This window comes from Streptomyces sp. NBRC 110611 (assembly GCF_001590865.1).
Lineage (GTDB): Bacteria > Actinomycetota > Actinomycetes > Streptomycetales > Streptomycetaceae > Streptomyces.
In genome coordinates, this window is the sequence record NZ_BBUY01000007.1 from 171035 (window position 1) to 190568 (window position 19534).

The following is a 19534-nucleotide window of genomic DNA, read 5'->3' on the forward strand; positions in this document are numbered from 1 at the left end:
GTGATCGGTGCGGGGCCGCTCGTGTGTGGGGCCGTTCCGGTCAGCCGCGGTCGGTGCCGGCGTCGCGCAGCATGCAGGTCAGGCGGGTGGTGCAGACCCGCTTGTCGTGTTCGTCGGTGATGACGATCTCGTACGTGGCGGTGGAGCGGCCCCGGTGGACGGGCGTGGCGACGCCGGTGACCAGGCCGGAGCGGACGCCGCGGTGGTGGGTGCAGTTGAGGTCGACGCCGACGGCGATCCTGGTGGGGCCGGCGTGCAGCATGGAGCCGACGGAGCCGAGGGTTTCGGCCAGGACGGCGGAGGCGCCGCCGTGCAGCAGCCCGTAGGGCTGGGTGTTGCCCTCGACGGGCATGGTGCCGACGACGCGGTCCGGGGCGGCCTCGGTGACCTGGACGCTCATCCGTTCGCCGAGGTTTCCGGCGGAGAAAAGGGCGGGCAGGTCGAGGCCGCGTCCGGCCCACTGGTCGAGGATCTCCTGCGGAAACTTCGTGGTGCTGCGCTCACCCATGCTGCGGCTCCGTTCGCTTGCGCCTGATCGTCTGCGCGTGGTCGTCGCGCCGGTCGTCGTCTTCGTCGCCGGTCGTGCCGTACGCCGTTCGTGGCGTTCCGTACGCCGATCGGCGCTGTTCGTCGGTCCGTGCTGTTCTTATCAGGCCGCGGCGTGTGTGCGTAGTGCGGGGTTCCGTACGGGGCGGTCAGCCCTGAGCGGCGCTTTCCAGGCGGATCACGACGGACTTGGCGGCGGGGGTGTTGCTGGTGTCGGCGGTGTGGTCGAGCGGGATGAGGACGTTGGTCTCGGGGTAGTAGGCGGCGGCGCAGCCGCGGGCGGTGGGGTAGTGCACGACGCGGAAGCCGGTCGCGCGCCGTTCGCTGCCGTCGGTCCATTCGCTGACGAGGTCGGTGTACGCGCCGTCGGCGAGGCCGCGTTCGCGGGCGTCGTCGGGGTGGACGAGGACGACGCGGCGGCCGTTCTTGATGCCGCGGTAGCGGTCGTCGAGGCCGTAGATGGTGGTGTTGTACTGGTCGTGGGAGCGCAGTGTCTGGAGCAGCAGCCGGCCTTCGGGGACGGCGGGGTATGTGACGGGTGCGGCGGTGAAGTTGGCTTTCCCGGTGGCGGTGGGGAAGTGGCGGCTGTCCCTGGGGGCGTGCGGGAGGGCGAATCCGCCGGGGTGGGCGACCTTGGTGTTGAAGTTCTCGAAGCCCGGGATGACGTGGGCGATGCGGTCGCGGATGGCCGCGTAGTCCTGCTCGAACTGTTCCCAGGGGGTGTGGCTGCCGGGGCCGAGGACGCGGCGGGCGAGGCGGGTGACGATGGCGGTCTCGGAGAGCAGGTGGGGGCCGGCGGGTTCCAGGCGGCCGCGGGAGGCGTGCACCATGCCCATGGAGTCCTCGACGGTCACGAACTGCTCGCCGCTCGCCTGGAGGTCGCGTTCGGTGCGGCCCAGGGTCGGCAGGATGAGGGCGTGGGTGCCGGTGACGGCGTGTGAGCGGTTGAGTTTCGTGGAGATGTGGACGGTGAGCCGGGCGCGGCGCATGGCGGCTTCGGTGACGTCGGTGTCGGGTGTCGCGGCGACGAAGTTGCCGCCCATGGCGAGGAACACCTTGGCGCGGCCGTCGCGCAGGGCGTGGATGGCGCGGACGACGTCGAGGCCGTGTTCGCGGGGTGGTGCGAAGCCGAACTCCTTCTCCAGGGCGTCGAGGAAGGCGGGGGCGGGGCGTTCGAAGATGCCCATGGTGCGGTCGCCCTGGACGTTGCTGTGTCCGCGTACGGGGCAGACGCCGGCTCCGGGGCGGCCGATGTTGCCGCGCAGGAGGAGGAAGTTGACGACTTCCTGGATGGTGGGGACGGCGTGTTTGTGCTGGGTGAGGCCCATGGCCCAGCAGACGATGGTGCGCCGGGAGGCGAGGATCATCTCCAGTGCGCGGTCGATCTCTTCGTGGGTGAGTCCGGTGGCGGCGAGCGTCTCGTCGTCGATGCCGCTGCTGTCGCTGCCGCTCTCGCTGCCGCCGTTGTCGGCGTTGTCGCCGCCGCCCCGTGCCAGCCGTGCGAACTCCTCGAAGCCGTGGGTGTGTTCGCGGATGAAGTCTTCGTCGACGGCGCCCGGGGTGTCGAGGATGCGGCGGTTGAAGGCGCGGAAGAGTGCCTGGTCGCCGCCGAGGCGTACTTGGAGGAAGAGGTCGGTGAGGGCGGTGCCGCCGCCGGCCAGGCCGCGTGGGGTCTGGGGGTTCTTGAAGCGTTCCAGGCCGGCTTCGGGGAGCGGGTTGATCGAGATGATCTTTGCTCCGCCGGCTTTGGCCTTCTCCAGGGCGGTGAGCATGCGGGGGTGGTTGGTGCCCGGGTTCTGGCCGGCGACGATGATCAGGTCGGCCTGGTAGAGGTCCTCCAGGAGGACGCTGCCCTTGCCGACGCCGAGGGTTTCGGTGAGGGCGGAGCCCGACGACTCGTGGCACATGTTCGAGCAGTCGGGGAGGTTGTTGGTGCCGAATTCGCGGGCGAAGAGCTGGTAGAGGAAGGCGGCCTCGTTGCTGGTGCGCCCGGAGGTGTAGAAGACGGCTTCGTCGGGGGAGTCGAGGGCGGTCAGTTCCTCGCCGATGATGTCGAAGGCCTGCTCCCAGGGGACGGGGACGTAGTGGTCGGCGCCCTCGGGCAGGTACATGGGGTGGGTGAGGCGGCCCTGCTGGCCGAGCCAGTAGCCGCTGCGGGTGGCGAGGTCGGCGACGGAGTGGGCGGCGAAGAAGTCGGGGGTGACGCGGCGGAGGGTGGCTTCTTCGGCGACGGCCTTGGCGCCGTTCTCGCAGAACTCCGCGGTGTGCGGTTTGTCCGGCTCGGGCCAGGCGCAGCCGGGGCAGTCGAAGCCGTTCTGCTGGTTGACGCGGAGGAGGGTCAGGGCGGTGCGGCGGACGCCCATCTGCTTCTGCGAGATCCGCAGGGCGTGGGTGATGGCCGGGAGCCCGACGGCGGCGTGCTGGGGTTCGCCGACCTGGGGCGCGTCCTGGATGGGGTCGGACGAGGGCGGCTTGCCTGCCATGGCGCTCTCCCTTGAGCCGTGGGCTGGTGCTCGCTCCACCGGGTGCGGCGGATCGTTGCGGTACGTGTCCGATCCTGTCACGGTCCGGGTGCGGTGGCGTAGTGGTGGCGCAGGGGCGGAGGCGGACACGGAGGTGGGGGCGGGCTGGGCGCGGGCCGGGCCGCGTGTGGGGAGGCGGCGGGATCGTGTGCGGCCCGCGCCGGACCGTGTACGCCCCCGCCGGGCGGCGGTCGCGGCGGGGATTGTCAGTGGGCCGTGGCAGGATCGGGGGCGTGGCAGCAAAGGCAGCGAAGAAGAACGAAGCGACCGGCACCGAGGCGGCGGCGGGTGGCCGTCCCCACCTGCTCCTGATGGACGGGCATTCCATGGCATACCGGGCGTTCTTCGCCCTGCCCGTGGAGAATTTCACCACCGTCACCGGTCAACCGACCAATGCGATCTACGGCTTCGCGTCGATGCTCGCGAACACTCTGCGCGACGAAGCGCCTACGCACTTCGCGGTGGCCTTCGACGTGTCCCGCAAGACCTGGCGGTCCGAGGAGTTCGCGGACTACAAGGCGAACCGCTCCAAGACCCCCGACGAGTTCAAGGGCCAGGTCGAGCTGATCGGTGAGCTCCTCGACACGATGCGGGTCAAGCGCTTCGCCGTCGAGGGGTACGAGGCCGACGACGTCATCGCCACCCTCACCGAGCAGGCCACCGCCCAGGGCTTCCAGGTCTCGATCGTCACCGGCGACCGCGACTCCTTCCAGCTGGTCTCCGACGACGTCACGGTCCTCTACCCCACCAAGGGCGTCTCCGAGCTGACCCGCTTCACCCCGGAGAAGGTCTTCGAGAAGTACGGCCTCACCCCCGCCCAGTACCCGGATTTCGCCGCGCTGCGCGGCGACCCGTCCGACAACCTCCCCGGTATCCCCGGCGTCGGCGAGAAGACCGCCACGAAGTGGATCAACCAGTTCGGTTCGTTCGCGGAGCTGGTCGAGCGCGCCGACGAGGTCAAGGGCAAGGCCGGTGCCAACCTCCGCGAGCACCTGGAAGCGGTGAAGCTCAACCGCCGCCTCACGGAGATGGTGCGGGACGTCGAGCTGTCCTGCGGGCCCGGGGAGCTGACCCGCGAGGCCTACGACCGCGAGGCCCTCAAGGTGTTCCTCAACGCCCTGGAGATCCGCAACCCGGGCCTGCGCGACCGGCTCCTCGCCGTCGACCCGGGCGCCGCCGGGACGACCGAGGAGGCCGCGCCCGCCGCCGGTGTCGAGGTGGACGGCGCGGTCCTCGGCACGGGCGAACTCGCTCCGTGGCTGGCCGAACACGGTAGCGGCACCCTGGGCATGGCCACCGTCGACGTCTGGAGCCTGGGCAGCGGAAACGTCGCCGAGGTCGCGCTCGCCACCGCCGGCGGCCCGGCCGTCTGGTTCGACCCGTCCCAGCTGGACGAGGCCGACGAGCAGGCGTTCGCCTCCTGGAGCGCCGACCCCGCCCGCCCCAAGGTGCTGCACAACGCCAAGGGCCTCATGCGGGTCTTCGGCGAGCACGGCTGGCACATCGACGGCGTCTCCATGGACACCGCCCTGGCCGCGTACCTGGTCAAGCCCGGCCGCCGCTCCTTCGCGCTGGACGCCCTGTCCATCGAGTACCTCGGCCGCGATCTCGCCCCGGCCGCGCCCGGCGACGGCCAGCTGGCGTTCGGCGCCGACGAGCAGGCCGAGGCCGACGCCCTGATGGTGCAGGCGCGTACCGTCCTCGACCTGGGGGCGGCCTTCGAGGCGAAACTGGCCGAGGTCGGCGCGGCCGAGCTGCTGCACGAGGTGGAGCTCCCGACCAGCCGACTGCTCGCCCGGATGGAACGGGCCGGCATCGCCGCCGAGCGGGCCTGGCTGGAGCGGATGGAGCAGCAGTTCGCCGGCGCCGTACAGCAGGCCGTCCAGGAGGCGCATGCCGCCGCCGGCCATGAATTCAACCTCGGCTCGCCCAAGCAGCTGCAGGAAGTCCTCTTCGGCGAGCTGGGCCTGCCCAAGACCAAGAAGACCAAGACCGGCTACACCACCGACGCCGACGCCCTCGCCTGGCTGGCCGCGCAGACCGACAACGAACTGCCGGTGATCATGCTGCGCCACCGCGAGCAGGCCAAGCTCCGCACCACCGTCGAGGGTCTGATCAAGACCATCGCCGCGGACGGCCGGATCCACACCACCTTCAACCAGACCGTCGCCGCCACCGGCCGGCTCTCCTCCACGGACCCCAACCTGCAGAACATCCCGGTCCGCACGGACGAGGGCCGGGCGATCCGCCGCGGCTTCGTCGTCGGTGACGGCTTCGAGTCGCTGCTGACGGCCGACTACAGCCAGATCGAACTGCGCGTGATGGCCCACCTCTCCGAGGACGAGGGCCTGATCGAAGCCTTCACCTCCGGCGAGGACCTGCACACCACCGTCGCCTCCCAGGTCTTCGACGTCGCCAAGACCGAGGTGGACGCCGAGATGCGCCGCAAGATCAAGGCGATGTCCTACGGCCTCGCCTACGGCCTGTCGGCCTTCGGCCTCTCCCAGCAGCTGGGTATCCAGCCCGATGAGGCCCGCAAGCTGATGGACACCTATTTCGAGCGGTTCGGCGGGGTCCGCGACTACCTCCGCCGGGTCGTCGACGAAGCCCGCGCCACCGGTTACACCGAGACCATGCTCGGCCGCCGCCGGTACCTCCCGGACCTCAACAGCGACAACCGCCAGCGCCGGGAGATGGCCGAGCGGATGGCGCTCAACGCCCCCATCCAGGGCACCGCCGCCGACATCGTCAAGATCGCGATGCTGCGGGTCGACGAGGCACTGCGTGCGGCCGGACTGGAATCCCGGCTGCTGCTGCAGGTCCACGACGAAATCGTGGTCGAGGTGGCCCCCGGCGAGCGCTCCGCGGTCGAAGACCTGGTCCGCCGCGAGATGGCCGACGCGGTCGCACTGCGCGCCCCTCTCGACGTCTCGGTCGGCTCCGGCAAGGACTGGGAGTCGGCGGCACACTGACCGGACGCCGACGGCTCGACGAGCGGACGGGACGGTCTGACGAGTGGACGGGGCGGCCTGACGAGTGGACGGGGCGGTCTGGCGCCCGGACGAAGCGGTCTGACGAGTGGACGCGGCGGCGCGGCTCAGTCGGCGGTGGGCGACACCTCCGACGCGCCCGCCGCCGTACCGGGGGCCACGTCGCCCCGCGCATCGGCTCCCGCGCCGGCGGCTCCCGCCGCGGTGGCCTCCACACCTGTGCCCCTCCTGCCGGTGGCTCCCGCGGCATCCGCCTCCGCGCGGGCCTGCGCACCCCGCACCGTCCCCGGCGCAGGGCGGCTCCGGCCCGCCCGCCACACCAGCAGCCGCACCCCCGTCCCGTAGAGCACCAGCCCCGCGCAGAGGCCCGCACCCGCACCGAACAGCACGGTCGGAACGTAGTCGAACCAGCCCGCCGCGCCCCCGTACTCCGCGTACGCCCGCACCGTTCGGTGCGCCGCGCCCAGCAGCACACCCAGCACCAGCGGCACACTCAGCAGCAACCGCACCCCCACCGCCAACGACGGACCGGCGCCAGTGCCCCCCGCCGCGCCCACCACGCCATCACCTTCACCTTCACCCTCACCGGCATCCGCCCTGCCGTGCTCTCCGCGCTCTCTGCCGTTCGCACCGTCGACACCACCGAGACCGCCGCCCCGCAGCGCCGACCACACGAACCACCCCATCGCCGCCATCGCCACCGCCGACGTCCCGTACTGCACATACGTCGCCGCCGGCACCCCGCCCACCACCCCGTCCAGCCCCGGCACCAGCCGAGCGCCCCAGCGGCCCACATGCGTGAACGAGTCCCACACCACATGGGTTGCCGACCCGAGCACCGCGGACACCGCGAACCGGGCGGCCAGTGCGGCGAGTTCACGCACCCCACGCGGCCGCCATGGCCGCCCGCGGACCCATGCGGACACCCGCCCCCGCCGCGCCGCGGGCAGCAGGGCCAGTACCGGCTCACGCACCAGCAGCCAGCCCGCGACGAGCGCAACGGTGACCAGAACGTCCACCGTCAGCACACCGGACAGTGAGTGGGTGAAGGTCCCGAACTCCATCCCGCCCGGCACCACCGAGTCCGCGTAGTACGTCATGTCCGGCGCGAGCGCCCCCGCGACAAGCGCCGAGGCGACCAGCGGACCACGCGCCGCCCCGGTGCAGCCGGATCGCCGCCGCATGAGCGGCAGTACCGCCGCGGCATGGCTGAGCGTGAACGGCATACACTCCTCCTTGATCGATTCGGATCATTATGTGACCGATCAGGTGGTAGATGCCGAGCCCGGGTTGTCGTAGTGTGCCGGAGTTCGGCAGCGCCGGGGAGCGCAACACCACGTCATGCAACGCGGCGTCAACGCGCAGCGGTCAACGCGGAGGGGAACCACACATGGCAGCCATATCCCGTAGGCGGCTCCGTAGGGGAGCGGCCTCGACGGCCGTGGCGGCCCTGGTGCTCGCCGCCCTGACCGCCTCTCAGTCGCCGGCCGTCACCAGCGCCGCGGCCAAGGGACAGCAGCCCGCCCCGCCCCCCGCCGACACCCCCATCGACGGCGGCTCCCCGTACTACACCGACCTTCCGCCCCTCGACAGCCCCGTGCCGGCGGACGGTTCCCAGCGCCCCGCTCCCGGCGCCGGCGCCCGCGACGGCGACCTCATCGCCACCGGCCCCGCCGAGGCCGGCATCCCCGCCACCGTCCTCGCCGCCTACAAGAACGCCGCCTTCCGGATCAGCGCCTCCGACCCGGGCTGCCGGCTCCCCTGGCAACTGCTCGCCGGCATCGGCAAGGTCGAATCCGGCCAGGCCCGTGGCGGAGCCGTCGACGCCGAAGGCACCACCCTCCAGCCGATCCTCGGCCCTCAGCTCAACGGCCAGGGCTTCGCCCAGATTCTCGACACCGACGGCGGCCGCTACGACGGCGACCTCACCCACGACCGCGCCGTCGGCCCCATGCAGTTCATCCCCTCCACCTGGTCCCAGGACGGCCCCGACGGCACCGGCTGGGGCGCCGACGGCAACGGTGACGGCAAGAAGGACCCCCACAACATCTTCGACGCCGCACTCGCCGCCGGTCACTACCTCTGCTCCGGCGGCCGCGACCTCTCCTCCCAACAGGACCTGGACCGGGCGATACTCGGCTACAACAACTCCCGGGACTACCTGCGCACCGTGCTGTCCTGGTACACCTTCTACCGCCAGGGCACCCACGAAGTACCCGACGGCAAGGGCGTACTCCCCGTGCACCGCACCGGACGCGGACACCTCAACACCACCAACGGAGCCGGCACCTCCACCGTCCACGGCCCCGACACCCGTCGGCCCGACGACCGCAAGGACCACCACCGGGACGCCACGGCCCCGGACGCGCGCTCCCGCCACGACGGCCCGAAGCCGAACAAGCCGGCCACTGCCAACCCTCCACGCAACACCCCCCACCGCCCGGACACCCCCACCCCCAAGCCCACCCCCACCCCCAAGCCCACTCCCGAGCCGCCCGCCGAGCCCGCCCCGCTCACCGCCCTCCGGCGGATCGGTGACGACAAGCTGACCGCCACCTCCGGCACCGACTTCGCCGCCGCCATCCGGGTACGAGCCGAGGACTCCACCGGCAAGCCGGTCGCCGGCGCCCCCGTCCGCTTCACCCTCCCCGCGTCCACCGACGCCCGCTTCCCCGACGGCGCGACCGCCGTCACCGTCACCACCGGCAAGGACGGCCTGGCCACCGCGCCCACACTGCACGCGGGGGACAGGGCCGGCATGTTCACCGTCCAGGCGACGGCCATCGGCCGCACCGTGCCTCCCGTCCGCTTCGAGGTCACCGTCCAGCTCAAGCCGACACCCAAGGCCGACCAGCTCGTCCGTACCTCGGACAAGGACCTGACGGCCACCGCCGGCCAGGCCTTCGCGGACGACGCCATTGAGGTCAAGGCGACATGCCAGGGCAAGATCGCCGCAGGCGTGCCCCTCACCGCCACCATGGTCACCGCCGACCCAGACAACCCCACCGAAAACCACCACGGCCCCTACTTCAAACCCCCCACAGCCCCCGAGCGCCCCAAGAGTCCCAAGGCCGCCAACCCCAGGGCCGCCAATCCCAACGGCACAAGCGCCCTGACGGACGACAGCCAAGAGCCGACCCGCACCCTCACCGGTCTCACCACGGACGCCAGCGGCCTGCTCAAGCTCCCCAAGATCTACACCGACACGCACACCGGAACATTCCTGCTGCAACTGACCACCGCAGACGGCAGCACCACCCTCACCATCCCCCTCAAGGTCACCACCCCCACCTCCTCCTGACCCACCCCCCCCGGGCAGCCCGCCCCCTCCCTCCCCCTCCTCCTCACCGCCGTCCTGCCCCTCCGCCCAAGGCAGGACGGCGGCCCCACGCCAGGGACCGGCAGCCGCTACGCACCCCGGGCACCCCGTGCACCCCGGGCACCCCGCGCACCCCGCGCACCCCGGGCACCCCGCGCACCCCGGGCACGCAGACACTCCAGCGCTCGACGCCCCCGCTGCTATAACTCCCCGCCTCCCCGCCTCCCCGCCTCTCCGTGGCCCTCCGCCGCTCCGTGCGCCCAGCGCAACGTGTTCTCATCTCGCCCACCCGTTGCTACGGTGCCCCCGCCTGACGCCGTATCAGTTCACTGGGAGGCCGGCCATGCGCGCCCTGACAGCAGCCGCGGCCGGACTGGCTGCGGCCCTCGCACTCGTCTTCGCCATCACGGCGATCGGTGCGCCCAGCGGCACCACCTCGCCCAAGCCGCTGCTCACCACCGTCCCCAAGCACCCCTGAGGGAGGGACGCCCCCGCCATGCGCCGTACGGCCAGCCTGGTCCTGCTCGCCTTCGCCGTCTTCTTCACCGCGCTGTCCCCGCTCATGCGCTGGTACGCCTTCCCCCGGCTGGCCAAGGTCCCGCCCGGCCAGTACCAGAACATGGTCCTGGAGGCCAAGCCCGCCACCCTCATCAACTACCGCACGATGAAGGCCGAGCAGGTCCCCAAGGTCACCATCGTTCAGACCCTCAAGGGCAACGTCGCCGCCTCCGACCGCATCGAGAAGACCGCCGGCCGCGATGTCGTCGTCTGGGACGCACTGTCCTACGTCGCCGGCCCCGACGGCGCGATGGTCTCCGAAGTCCCCGAGCGCTACATCTTCGACGCGCACTCCCAGGAACCCGTGCACGCCACCGGCGAGATGGTCGACGGCGACCCCGTACGTCGCGAAGGCATCGAGTACAAGTGGCCGTTCCTCACCGAGAAGCGCGACTACACGTACTTCGACGCCCAGACCCGCACCTCCGCGCCCATCCACTACAAGGGCACCCGCACCTTCCGAGGTCTGGAGGTCTACTACTTCGAGCAGACCATCCCCTGGACCAGGGTTCCGCTCCCCAGCAAGCTGCCGGTCGAGGGCGTCATGCCGGAGTCCGTTGAGAAGGCGGGAACCACGCGGTGGTACACCACCAAGCGGATGTTCTGGGTGGATCCGGTCACCGGTGCTCCGGTCAACGGTCAGGAGATCCACCGGGAGGAGCTGCGCGGCGGCTACCTGCTGCCCGGCGGTGGCAAGGTCACCGCATTCGCCGGCCATGTGAAGATGCGCGACGACTACGTTGACTCGACCGTCGCCCTTGTCGCATCCCAGCGTCGGCTGGTCCTGCTGCTCACCGGATACCTGCCGTGGGGGTTCCTCGTCCTGGGAGCCGCGCTGCTGTCACTCTCGCTGTACCTGGAGGGCCGTAGTCGGCGTCCCGGCGCCGGCGGCGGCGTCGCCGGCCGGGTCCCGGCGACGCCTCCTCGGCCGAGGCCCGCTGTCTGACGTCTGACGTCTCACGTCTGACATCTGAACCGGTGTGCCTCCTTGCGTGTTGTTACTGCGCGTGTTGTTACTGCGTTCTGGTTCGTGTTGCTGCGTTCTGCGTTACTCGGTGCTGGGTGACCTGTCTTGCCTCGTTGCCTGCCGTGTGGTGCCTCCTTCATATTGCGGCAACGAATACGGACGGTGAGTTTGTTCCGGCTGTGCGTGACGGTCTGTGATTTCGGGGATAGGGGGTGTGATGCGGGGTGTGGGTAGGGGATTTCCCTTAGGGGCTGGGAACTTAGTTGCGTTTGAGGCGGGCTGAGGTGTGCCGGGTCGGTTCGGCGGTGGAAGGGTCCTCCGGCCAGGGGTGCTTGGGGTAGCGGCCGCGCAACTCCGCTCGCACGGAACGGTATCCGTCGCGCCAGAAGGAGGCGAGATCGGCTGTGACGGCGGCGGGCCGGCCGGCGGGGGAGAGCAGATGCACCAGTACGGGTACGCGGCCGCCGGCCAGTCGCGGCGACTCCTGCAGGCCGAAGAGCTCCTGCAGCTTCACGGCCAGCACAGGCTGCTCGCCTTCGTAGTCGATCCGTATGCGGGAGCCGCTCGGCACCTCGAGCCGCTCCGGGGCGAGTGCGTCGAAGCGGGCCGCGTCTCCGGTCGCCCAGGGCAGCAGCCGGGCCAGCGCCTGGCCCGCGTCCACCCGTTCCAGATCGGACCGCCGGCGCGCCCTGCCCAGTTCCACGCCCAGCCAGTCCTCGACCCGCTCCAGCAGCGCGGCGTCCGACACATCGGGCCAGGGCGCGCCCAACTCGCGGTGGACGAACGCCATCCGCTGCCGCAGCGCCACCGCGGCGGGTGGCCACCTCAGCAGACCGAGGCCCTCCCGTCGCAGGCCCGATACGACGGCATGGCGCAGGAGTGCCGGGTCGGGGGTGCCCAGCGGACGTGACGTCAATTCGATCGCGCCCAGCCGGGTCACGGCCCGGGCCACCACATCGCGGTCCGACCAGCGCACCTCTTCCCCCGAGGAGTGCAACGCGCCGGCCGCCAGGCACGCCGTCTCCTCATCGATCACCGCCGCCAGCCGCACCCGTGCCGATGCCGCCGCCACCGGCCGGTCCGCCACCGCGACCGCCAGCCACCCGGCCTCCCGCAGTCGCGAACCGTCCCCGGCCCGGGTCCCCGGTCCCGCCCCGGCCCCCGCCAGCTCGGCACCGGTGCCGGATGCCATGAGGTAGCTCCCCACGCCACGGGCCCGTGCCACCCGCTCCGGGAACGCCAGCGCGGCGATGAGGCCGGCGCCGGCGTCATCGGAGGCACCCCCGGCAGTGCCGTCACGGGACGTCCCCCTGCCGGGGGAGGCGCCCCCGTCGCGGGAGGCACCCGTGCCTGCGGCGGCCGCCGAGCATGCACCGCTGCCCGTACCGGCCCGCATGCCGTTCTGCGTACCGGCCTCCGTACCGGCTTCTGCGTCACCGCTGATGGGCGCGCCTTTGTCAGCCCTCCCGGGAGCCTGCCGGCCCGCTGCGGCGAGCCGCCGCGCCTCCTGCCGCCATCTGGCGGCGTACGCGTCGCCGCCGCGCCGCACCGTGCGCCAGGCAGCGGCCAGATCGTCTCCGTACGACCGTGGCGGCTCCTCGCTCAGCAGGGCGACCACCTCCGCGGCCCGCCGCATGCCGACCTCGCCCGCACCGTCCAGCAGGGCGCGCGCCAGCCGGGGGTGCACGCCGAGCCGGGCCATACGTATGCCCCGGTCCGTGGCCCGGCCCTCCGTGTCGAGGGCGCCGATGGCCGTGAGCACCTCCCGGGCCGCGGCCAGCGCACCCGCCGGCGGCGCGTCGAGCAGCGCCAGACCGCTGGCGGCCGGGTCGCCCCAGCAGGCGGCCTGCAGGGCGAACGCCGTCAGATCGGCGACCTTGATCTCCGGCTCGGGGAACGCCGGCAGCCGCCCGTCCTCGCCCTCCGGCCAGCAGCGGTAGACCACACCCGGTGCCTCGCGCCCGGCCCGTCCCGCGCGCTGACGGGCCGCCGCCCGGGAGGCCCGTACGGTCGTCAGCGCGCTCAGCCCCCGTGCGTGATCCATCCGAGGCACCCGCGCCAGCCCGCTGTCCACCACCACCCGCACACCCGGCACGGTCAGGCTCGACTCCGCCACCGAGGTCGCCAGCACCACCCGCCGGACGCCGTCCCCGCCCGCCAGCACCGCGTCCTGCACCTCGGCCGGTGCCCGCCCGTGCACCTGCAGCACCTCGGCGTCCACCCCGGTCAGTTCCCCGGCGACCCGTCCGATCTCCCCGACGCCGGGCAGGAAGCACAGCACGTCGCCCGCCTGCTCGCGCAGCGCCCGCCGCACCACCGCGGCCACATGTGTCAGTAGCGCCGGATCCACCTGCATGCCGTGCGGCGGCCGCACCGGCCGCTCCGGTGGCGCCCACACCGTCTCCACCGGATGTGACACACCTGCCGCCTCGACCACCGGGGCAGGCCCCGCCGGGCCACCGAGCAGCCCGGCCCATCCCTCGGCGTCCGTCGTCGCCGACGCGGCCACCAGTCGCAGGTCGGGGCGGAGTGTCTCCCGTACGTCCAGGAGGAACGCCGCGGAGGTGTCGGCGTCGAGATGCCGTTCATGGCACTCGTCCAGTACGACGACATCGACCCCGGCCAGCTCCGGGTCGCGCTGCAGTCGCTGCAGCAGTACGCCGGTGGTCACGACCTCCACGACGGTGTGCGGCCCCACTCGTCGCTCACCGCGCACCGTGAAGCCGACCCGCCCGCCCGCTCCCCGGTCACCACCCGTGTCGGGGACGCTCTTGCCACCCCCGCCGGGGACGACCTCGCCGAGCAGCCAGGCCATCCGCCGCGCGGCCGCCCGGGCCGCGATCCGCCGTGGCTCGGCGACGAGTACCCGCCGCAGCGGCCCGTCGCCGGTCAGGCCCGCGAGGTCCAACGGCACCAGGGTCGTCTTGCCGGTGCCGGGCGGTGCGCACAGCACCGCGCTGCCGGCCTCGGCGAGGGCGGTGCGCAGCGCGGGCAGGGCGGTCCGTACGGGCAGCTGGGCGAGGGCGTCACGGTCGGTCACGTCCCCCAGTGTGCCGTCCGCCACTGACAGCGCCGTTGCCCTGCGCAGGGGGCCGGGGCCGGGGGCCACCGCGCGTGCACGCCACGTGCCGCCTCGCGCAGGCAGCCGGGAAGCTACGCGTCCGCCTCGCACACGAAGATCGCCGTACCCGGGATCAGATGCCCGCGCAGCGGGGACCAGCCACCCCATTCCTGGGTGTTCCAGGCCGGCCACTCCGGCTCGACGAGATCCAGCAGCCGGAATCCGGCCGTCACCACGTCCCGTACGCGGTCACCCAGCGTCCGGTGGTGCTCGACGTACACCGCCCGGCCGGTCCCGTCCTGCTCGACGTACGGCGTGCGGTCGAAGTACGAGGCCGCGACCGACAGTCCCTCGGGGCCCGGCTCGTCGGGGAAGGCCCACCGGATGGGGTGGGTCACCGAGAAGACGAAGCGGCCGCCCGGCCTCAGTACCCGGCGGACCTCGCGGAGCACCCGTACCGGGTCCGCGACGAACGGCAGCGCGCCGTACGCGGAACAGGCCAGGTCGAAGCTGCCGTCCCGGAACGGCAGGGCCCCGGCGTCCGCCTCCACCAGCTCCGTCGCCTCGTCCGCCGTGGCGTCGGTGATCCTCAGTGCGTGCTGGAGCTGCCGGTGCGAGAGGTCGAGTGCCACCGGGAGCGCGCCCTGCGCCGCCAGCCAGCGGGAGCACTGTGCCGCGCCGGCCCCGATCTCCAGGATCCGCCGGCCCTTCAGCGCGGCGGCGGGTCCGAGCAGTGCGGCGTCCGCCTCGTCCAGCCCTTCGGGGCCCCAGACGAACCGGTCGTCTCCGAGGAACGCGCCGTGTTCGCTCTGGTACTCGTCGGCGTTGCGGTCCCACCAGCCCCGGTTGGCGCGGCTGCTTTCGGTGTCCGAGGCGTCACGGCGGGTCGCCTCCGGCTCGTGGTCTTGGTTCATCGCGCCTGTCGTCGTAGTCTTCGCTGTGCTTGTAGCCGCAGGGCTGTGAGGCCGCACGACCTTGCGGAACACCGCGCACGCCGGGTATGGGGCGTTCTGTCCCGGGTGTGCGCGTTCGCGCATTGACCGTGTCCGGCTGCCCCCGTATGCTACAAGTTGCGCTGCGGGCCTGCGCGCCTCGGACGGAGCAGGCCGCGCTCGCATCTGTATGCACCCCTCGGTTTTGAGGCGTTCCGGATCGTCCCGAGTGCTCCGGCATCCACGGGCTTCCGGTGACAGCGTCTCTGACACTGTCCGGCTTATGCAGAAGCGATACGGGCTCTCGGCGTAGCAGTACCTACGACTTCAATGTCCGTACCGGAGCCCTTTCCCACATGACGAGCAGCACCGAGACCACCGCCACCACTCCGCAGGTTGCGGTCAACGACATCGGTAACGAGGAAGCCTTCCTCGCCGCGATCGACGAGACGATCAAGTACTTCAACGACGGCGACATCGTCGACGGCGTCATCGTGAAGGTCGACCGGGACGAGGTCCTGCTCGACATCGGTTACAAGACCGAAGGCGTCATCCCGAGCCGTGAGCTCTCGATCAAGCACGACGTCGACCCCAACGAGGTCGTCGCCGTCGGTGACGAGATCGAGGCCCTCGTCCTCCAGAAGGAGGACAAGGAAGGCCGCCTGATCCTCTCGAAGAAGCGCGCCCAGTACGAGCGTGCCTGGGGCACCATCGAGAAGATCAAGGAAGAGGACGGCATCGTCACCGGTACCGTCATCGAGGTCGTCAAGGGTGGTCTCATCCTCGACATCGGCCTCCGTGGCTTCCTCCCGGCCTCCCTGGTCGAGATGCGCCGCGTCCGCGACCTTCAGCCCTACGTGGGCAAGGAGCTCGAGGCCAAGATCATCGAGCTCGACAAGAACCGCAACAACGTGGTCCTGTCCCGCCGTGCCTGGCTGGAGCAGACCCAGAGCGAGGTCCGCCAGACCTTCCTCACCACCCTCCAGAAGGGCCAGGTGCGCTCCGGCGTCGTCTCCTCCATCGTCAATTTCGGTGCCTTCGTGGACCTGGGTGGCGTCGACGGTCTGGTCCACGTCTCCGAGCTGTCCTGGAAGCACATCGACCACCCGTCCGAGGTCGTCGAGGTCGGCCAGGAGGTCACGGTCGAGGTCCTGGACGTCGACATGGACCGCGAGCGCGTGTCCCTGTCGCTCAAGGCGACCCAGGAAGACCCGTGGCAGCAGTTCGCCCGGACCCACCAGATCGGTCAGGTCGTCCCGGGTAAGGTCACCAAGCTCGTTCCGTTCGGTGCGTTCGTGCGCGTCGACGAGGGCATCGAGGGCCTGGTGCACATCTCCGAGCTGGCCGAGCGCCACGTGGAGATCCCGGAGCAGGTCGTCCAGGTCAACGACGAGATCTTCGTCAAGGTCATCGACATCGACCTCGAGCGCCGTCGCATCAGCCTCTCGCTGAAGCAGGCCAACGAGTCCTTCGGTGCCGACCCGATGGCGGTCGAGTTCGACCCGACCCTGTACGGCATGGCCGCGTCCTACGACGACCAGGGCAACTACATCTACCCCGAGGGCTTCGACCCGGAGACCAACGACTGGCTGGAGGGCTACGAGGCCCAGCGCGAGGCCTGGGAGCAGCAGTACGCCGAGGCCCAGGCGCGCTTCGAGCAGCACCAGGCCCAGGTCATCAAGTCCCGCGAGGCCGACGAGCAGGCTGCGGCCGAGGGCGCTGCGGCGCCGGCGGCCCAGGGCGCCGGCAACGCCGGTGGCCAGGCCGGTGGCGGCTCGTACTCCTCGGAGTCGGCGGACAACTCCGGCGCCCTGGCGTCGGACGAGGCGCTCGCCGCGCTCCGCGAGAAGCTGGCCGGCGGCCAGAGCTGAGCTCGCGCCGACAGGCGGCGGTTCGCCGCTAGGCACTAGCCGATAGGCGAAGGCCCGTTCCCTTCCGGGGGAGCGGGCCTTCGTCGTGTCGTCCGGGGTGCGTGCCGTCGGTGAGCCGAATCCGGTCATCCGGTTCGGCGGCGGCGAGACGGGCGGCGAGGTGGCTGGCGTCCAACGTCCTTGCCGTATCCGGACATTGCGCGCGGGCGGGGCCGGCGGCGCGGGGGACGGCGGGGCCGCGACGGCGCTGGAGCCGGCGGGAGGCGGGGCCGCGACGGAGTGCTCGTGGGGGCGGGAAACGTGTCCGGAAAGGGGCGGGGCACATCCCGGACCCGGGAATGCCTGCGGGTGATCGTGCGTTGGCGTTCATGAGAACGAGGAGGAGCGGTCACTGTGTTGGATCCCCAGAGTTTGTACGCATGGGAGCCGAGCGGGCTCGCCGAGGTCGAGGCGCTGGCTTCCAGGGACTCCGCCGGACTGGTGTTGCTGTACCACTTCGACGGGTACATCGACGCCGGTGAGACGGGCGACCAGATCGTGCGGCGGCTGCTCGACGGCCTGCCGAACGAGGTAGTCGCCCGCTTCGACCACGACCGCCTCGTCGACTACCGCGCCCGCCGTCCGCTGCTCACCTTCGAACGCGACCGCTGGACGGCGTACGAGACCCCGCGCATCGAGCTCCGGCTGGTGCGCGACACCACCGGCGCGCCGTTCCTGCTGCTGTCCGGGCCCGAGCCGGACGTCGAGTGGGAGCGTTTCGCGGCCGCTGTGCAGCAGATCGTGGAGCGGCTCGGGGTGCGCCTCTCGGTGAACTTCCACGGCATCCCCATGGGCGTCCCGCACACCCGCCCCGTGGGCATCACCCCGCACGGCAACCGCACCGACCTGATGCCGGGGCACGCCAGCTTCTTCGACGAGGCCCAGGTGCCCGGCAGCGCGGAGGCGCTGGTCGAGTTCCGGCTGGCCGAGGCGGGACACGACGTCCTGGGGGTGGCGGCTCATGTGCCGCACTACATCGCCCGGTCCGCCTATCCCGATGCCGCGCTGACCGCCCTGGAGGCGGTGACGGCCGCGACCGGCCTGGTGCTGCCCGGTGCGGCCCATGCGCTGCGGACGGAGGCGCTGAGGACGCAGGAGGAGATCGAGCGGCAGATCTCGGAGGGCGACGAGGAACTGGTCGCCCTGGTCAGCGGGCTTGAGCACCAGTACGACGCGGTGGCCGGCGCGGAGTCCCGGGGCAACCTGGTGGCCGAGCCGGTGGAGCTCCCGTCGGCCGACGAGATCGGCAGGGAATTCGAGCGCTTTCTGGCGGAACGAGAGAGCGATGGTGGCGGGGACGGGCGCTGAACCGGACGGTGCCGCCCCTGATGCCGCTCTCCCGGGCACTCTCCCTGGCATCGGCCGCCCCGGAGGACCGTATCCCGGCGGACCGTATAGCGTGGGCCCATGGTGAAGGTGGGGCTGACCGGCGGCGTCGGCGCGGGCAAGAGTGAGGTTTCGCGGTTGCTGGCGTCGTATGGCGCGGTGATCGTGGACGCGGACGAGATCGCACGCGAGGTCGTCGAACCGGGTACGCCCGGACTGGCGGCGGTGGTCGAGGAGTTCGGGGACGGCGTCCTCACGCCCGAGGGCACCCTGGACCGGCCCAAGCTGGGGGCCGTCGTGTTCGCCGACCCCGAGAAGCTCAAGGCGCTGAACGCGATCGTGCACCCGCTGGTGGGCGCACGATCGGCAGAACTCGAAGCGGCGGCCGGACCGGACGCGGTGGTGGTCCATGACGTGCCGCTGCTGGCGGAGAACGGTCTGGCGCCGCTGTACGAGCTGGTGATCGTGGTCGATGCCGCCCCGCAGACCCAGCTGGACCGCTTGGTGCGGCTGCGCGGCATGGCGGAGGACGAGGCGAAGGCCCGGATGGCGGCCCAGGCGACCCGCGAACAGCGGCTGGCCGTCGCGGACCTCGTCATCGACAACGACGGCCCGCTGGAGGACCTGGAACCCCAGGTCCGCGCCGTATGGGAGCGCCTGCGACAGGCCTGACGCCGGCGGTGCCCTCGCCGTCATGACCGTCCCGCGGCTTCCGCAGTCTCCGACGATGGCCGGTCGGCAGTGAGGCCCGACGATGGCGGGTCGGTAGGGGGAAGTGGCGCAGCCCGCAGTCCGTGCTCGGGGAATCCCGTGCTCGTGGGGATTGTTGTGGCCGCAGGTAACGCCGTACGGTCCGTCGTCGACGCATGCCTCCATGGTTGTGGCACCGGTGACGGTGTACGAGAGGAGCAGTCAGTGCCCGAGCACAGTCCCGAGACGCATGTCATCGACTTCCGCGCCGCGGAGCAGCTGTTGGCGGCCCGTGATCCACGCGGCGCGATCCGCTTGCTGGACTCGGTCATCTCCGCACACCCCGAGAACACCGCGGCCCGACTGCTGCGTGCCCGTTCCTTCTTCCTCGCCGCCCAACTGCGCCCGGCGGAACTCGAGTTCCAGATCGTGCTGGAGCGTGAACCGGACAACGCCTTCGCCCACTTCGCACTCGGCCGCACCCTGGAGCGCGCCAACCGCTCCGACGAGGCGTTGCGCCACTTCCGGCTGGCAGCTGCCCTCGAACCACGCCCGGAGTTCCTCCGCGCAGCCCGCTTCGTACGTGACGCCCCCGGCACCGGCGAACACAGCCTGTAGGCGGCGTGGCACGCCACTCCTGCACGCGCTGTGCCCGGCCCCGGCGCGGTATCGGTCGCCCACCGGTGGCCGGCCATCAGTGACCGGTGTCGCGG

General features: G+C 71.7%; 13 protein-coding genes. 8 read left to right on the forward strand and 5 right to left on the reverse strand.

The annotated features are described in order from the left end of the window. Positions 1-40: 40 nt before the first annotated feature. Together AZE13_RS17865 and AZE13_RS17870 are read right to left on the reverse strand one after the other, a co-directional pair. Positions 41-508 (reverse strand): PaaI family thioesterase, encoded by a 468-nt coding sequence (locus tag AZE13_RS17865; RefSeq protein ID WP_066932391.1) that lies wholly within the window; start codon positions 506-508, stop codon positions 41-43. 187 nt (positions 509-695) lie between these two features. Next, on the reverse strand, positions 696-3029 hold the full coding sequence (locus AZE13_RS17870; RefSeq protein ID WP_066932393.1) for an FdhF/YdeP family oxidoreductase: 2334 nt from the start codon (positions 3027-3029) through the stop codon (positions 696-698). 272 nt (positions 3030-3301) lie between these two features. Here AZE13_RS17870 and polA point away from each other — a divergent pair, with 272 nt between their 5' ends. After that, positions 3302-6040 (forward strand): DNA polymerase I, encoded by a 2739-nt coding sequence (gene polA, locus AZE13_RS17875; protein ID WP_066932395.1) that lies wholly within the window; start codon positions 3302-3304, stop codon positions 6038-6040. A gap of 125 nt (positions 6041-6165) precedes the next feature. On the opposite strand, the gene AZE13_RS17880 is transcribed toward polA, so the two are convergent. Continuing rightward, positions 6166-7284, reverse strand: coding sequence for a DUF4184 family protein (locus tag AZE13_RS17880; RefSeq protein WP_066932397.1), 1119 nt, complete (start codon positions 7282-7284; stop codon positions 6166-6168). Positions 7285-7448: 164 nt separating this feature from the next. Between AZE13_RS17880 and AZE13_RS17885 the strand changes: the two genes are divergently transcribed. From AZE13_RS17885 to AZE13_RS17890, 3 genes are all read left to right on the forward strand, one after another. Next, on the forward strand, positions 7449-9359 hold the full coding sequence (locus tag AZE13_RS17885; protein ID WP_066932399.1) for a lytic transglycosylase: 1911 nt from the start codon (positions 7449-7451) through the stop codon (positions 9357-9359). Positions 9360-9720: 361 nt separating this feature from the next. Next, positions 9721-9855, forward strand: a complete 135-nt coding sequence (locus AZE13_RS35695; protein ID WP_107288372.1) for an SPW_0924 family protein — start codon at positions 9721-9723, stop codon at positions 9853-9855. Between the two features lie 18 nt (positions 9856-9873). Next, positions 9874-10881, forward strand: a complete 1008-nt coding sequence (locus tag AZE13_RS17890) for a DUF3068 domain-containing protein (protein WP_066932401.1) — start codon at positions 9874-9876, stop codon at positions 10879-10881. 280 nt (positions 10882-11161) lie between these two features. Here AZE13_RS17890 and AZE13_RS17895 read toward each other — a convergent pair whose 3' ends face one another. Continuing rightward, on the reverse strand, positions 11162-13942 hold the full coding sequence (locus AZE13_RS17895; protein ID WP_066932761.1) for an ATP-dependent RNA helicase: 2781 nt from the start codon (positions 13940-13942) through the stop codon (positions 11162-11164). A 113-nt stretch (positions 13943-14055) separates the two neighbouring features. Then, positions 14056-14877 carry a class I SAM-dependent methyltransferase gene (locus AZE13_RS17900; protein ID WP_066932403.1) on the reverse strand — a complete coding sequence of 274 codons (822 nt, stop codon included), beginning with the start codon at positions 14875-14877 and terminating at the stop codon, positions 14056-14058. A gap of 374 nt (positions 14878-15251) precedes the next feature. On the opposite strand from AZE13_RS17900, the gene rpsA reads away from it, so the two are divergent. The 4 genes from rpsA to AZE13_RS17920 all read left to right on the forward strand — a co-directional run bounded on the left by rpsA (position 15252) and on the right by AZE13_RS17920 (position 19439). Further along, on the forward strand, positions 15252-16766 hold the full coding sequence (gene rpsA, locus AZE13_RS17905) for a 30S ribosomal protein S1 (protein ID WP_066932405.1): 1515 nt from the start codon (positions 15252-15254) through the stop codon (positions 16764-16766). A gap of 393 nt (positions 16767-17159) precedes the next feature. Beyond that, on the forward strand, positions 17160-18113 hold the full coding sequence (locus AZE13_RS17910; RefSeq protein ID WP_066932407.1) for a PAC2 family protein: 954 nt from the start codon (positions 17160-17162) through the stop codon (positions 18111-18113). A gap of 99 nt (positions 18114-18212) precedes the next feature. Next, positions 18213-18803 carry a dephospho-CoA kinase gene (gene coaE, locus AZE13_RS17915; protein ID WP_066932409.1) on the forward strand — a complete coding sequence of 197 codons (591 nt, stop codon included), beginning with the start codon at positions 18213-18215 and terminating at the stop codon, positions 18801-18803. Positions 18804-19046: 243 nt separating this feature from the next. Continuing rightward, positions 19047-19439: a tetratricopeptide repeat protein gene (locus AZE13_RS17920; protein ID WP_066932411.1), complete on the forward strand. Its 393-nt coding sequence runs from the start codon at positions 19047-19049 to the stop codon at positions 19437-19439. The last annotated feature ends 95 nt before the right edge of the window (positions 19440-19534 follow it).

What these genes read in the sequence shown, in the direction of transcription:
- AZE13_RS17900 (WP_066932403.1), bottom strand. Translation starts at nt 14,877, where the DNA reads ATGAACCAAGACCACGAGCCGGAGGCGACCCGCCGTGACGCCTCGGAC.
- AZE13_RS17890 (WP_066932401.1), top strand. Translation starts at nt 9,874, where the DNA reads ATGCGCCGTACGGCCAGCCTGGTCCTGCTCGCCTTCGCCGTCTTCTTC.
- AZE13_RS35695 (WP_107288372.1), top strand. Translation starts at nt 9,721, where the DNA reads ATGCGCGCCCTGACAGCAGCCGCGGCCGGACTGGCTGCGGCCCTCGCA.
- AZE13_RS17880 (WP_066932397.1), bottom strand. Translation starts at nt 7,284, where the DNA reads ATGCCGTTCACGCTCAGCCATGCCGCGGCGGTACTGCCGCTCATGCGG.
- rpsA (WP_066932405.1), top strand. Translation starts at nt 15,252, where the DNA reads ATGACGAGCAGCACCGAGACCACCGCCACCACTCCGCAGGTTGCGGTC.
- AZE13_RS17885 (WP_066932399.1), top strand. Translation starts at nt 7,449, where the DNA reads ATGGCAGCCATATCCCGTAGGCGGCTCCGTAGGGGAGCGGCCTCGACG.
- coaE (WP_066932409.1), top strand. Translation starts at nt 18,213, where the DNA reads ATGGTGAAGGTGGGGCTGACCGGCGGCGTCGGCGCGGGCAAGAGTGAG.
- AZE13_RS17865 (WP_066932391.1), bottom strand. Translation starts at nt 508, where the DNA reads ATGGGTGAGCGCAGCACCACGAAGTTTCCGCAGGAGATCCTCGACCAG.
- AZE13_RS17870 (WP_066932393.1), bottom strand. Translation starts at nt 3,029, where the DNA reads ATGGCAGGCAAGCCGCCCTCGTCCGACCCCATCCAGGACGCGCCCCAG.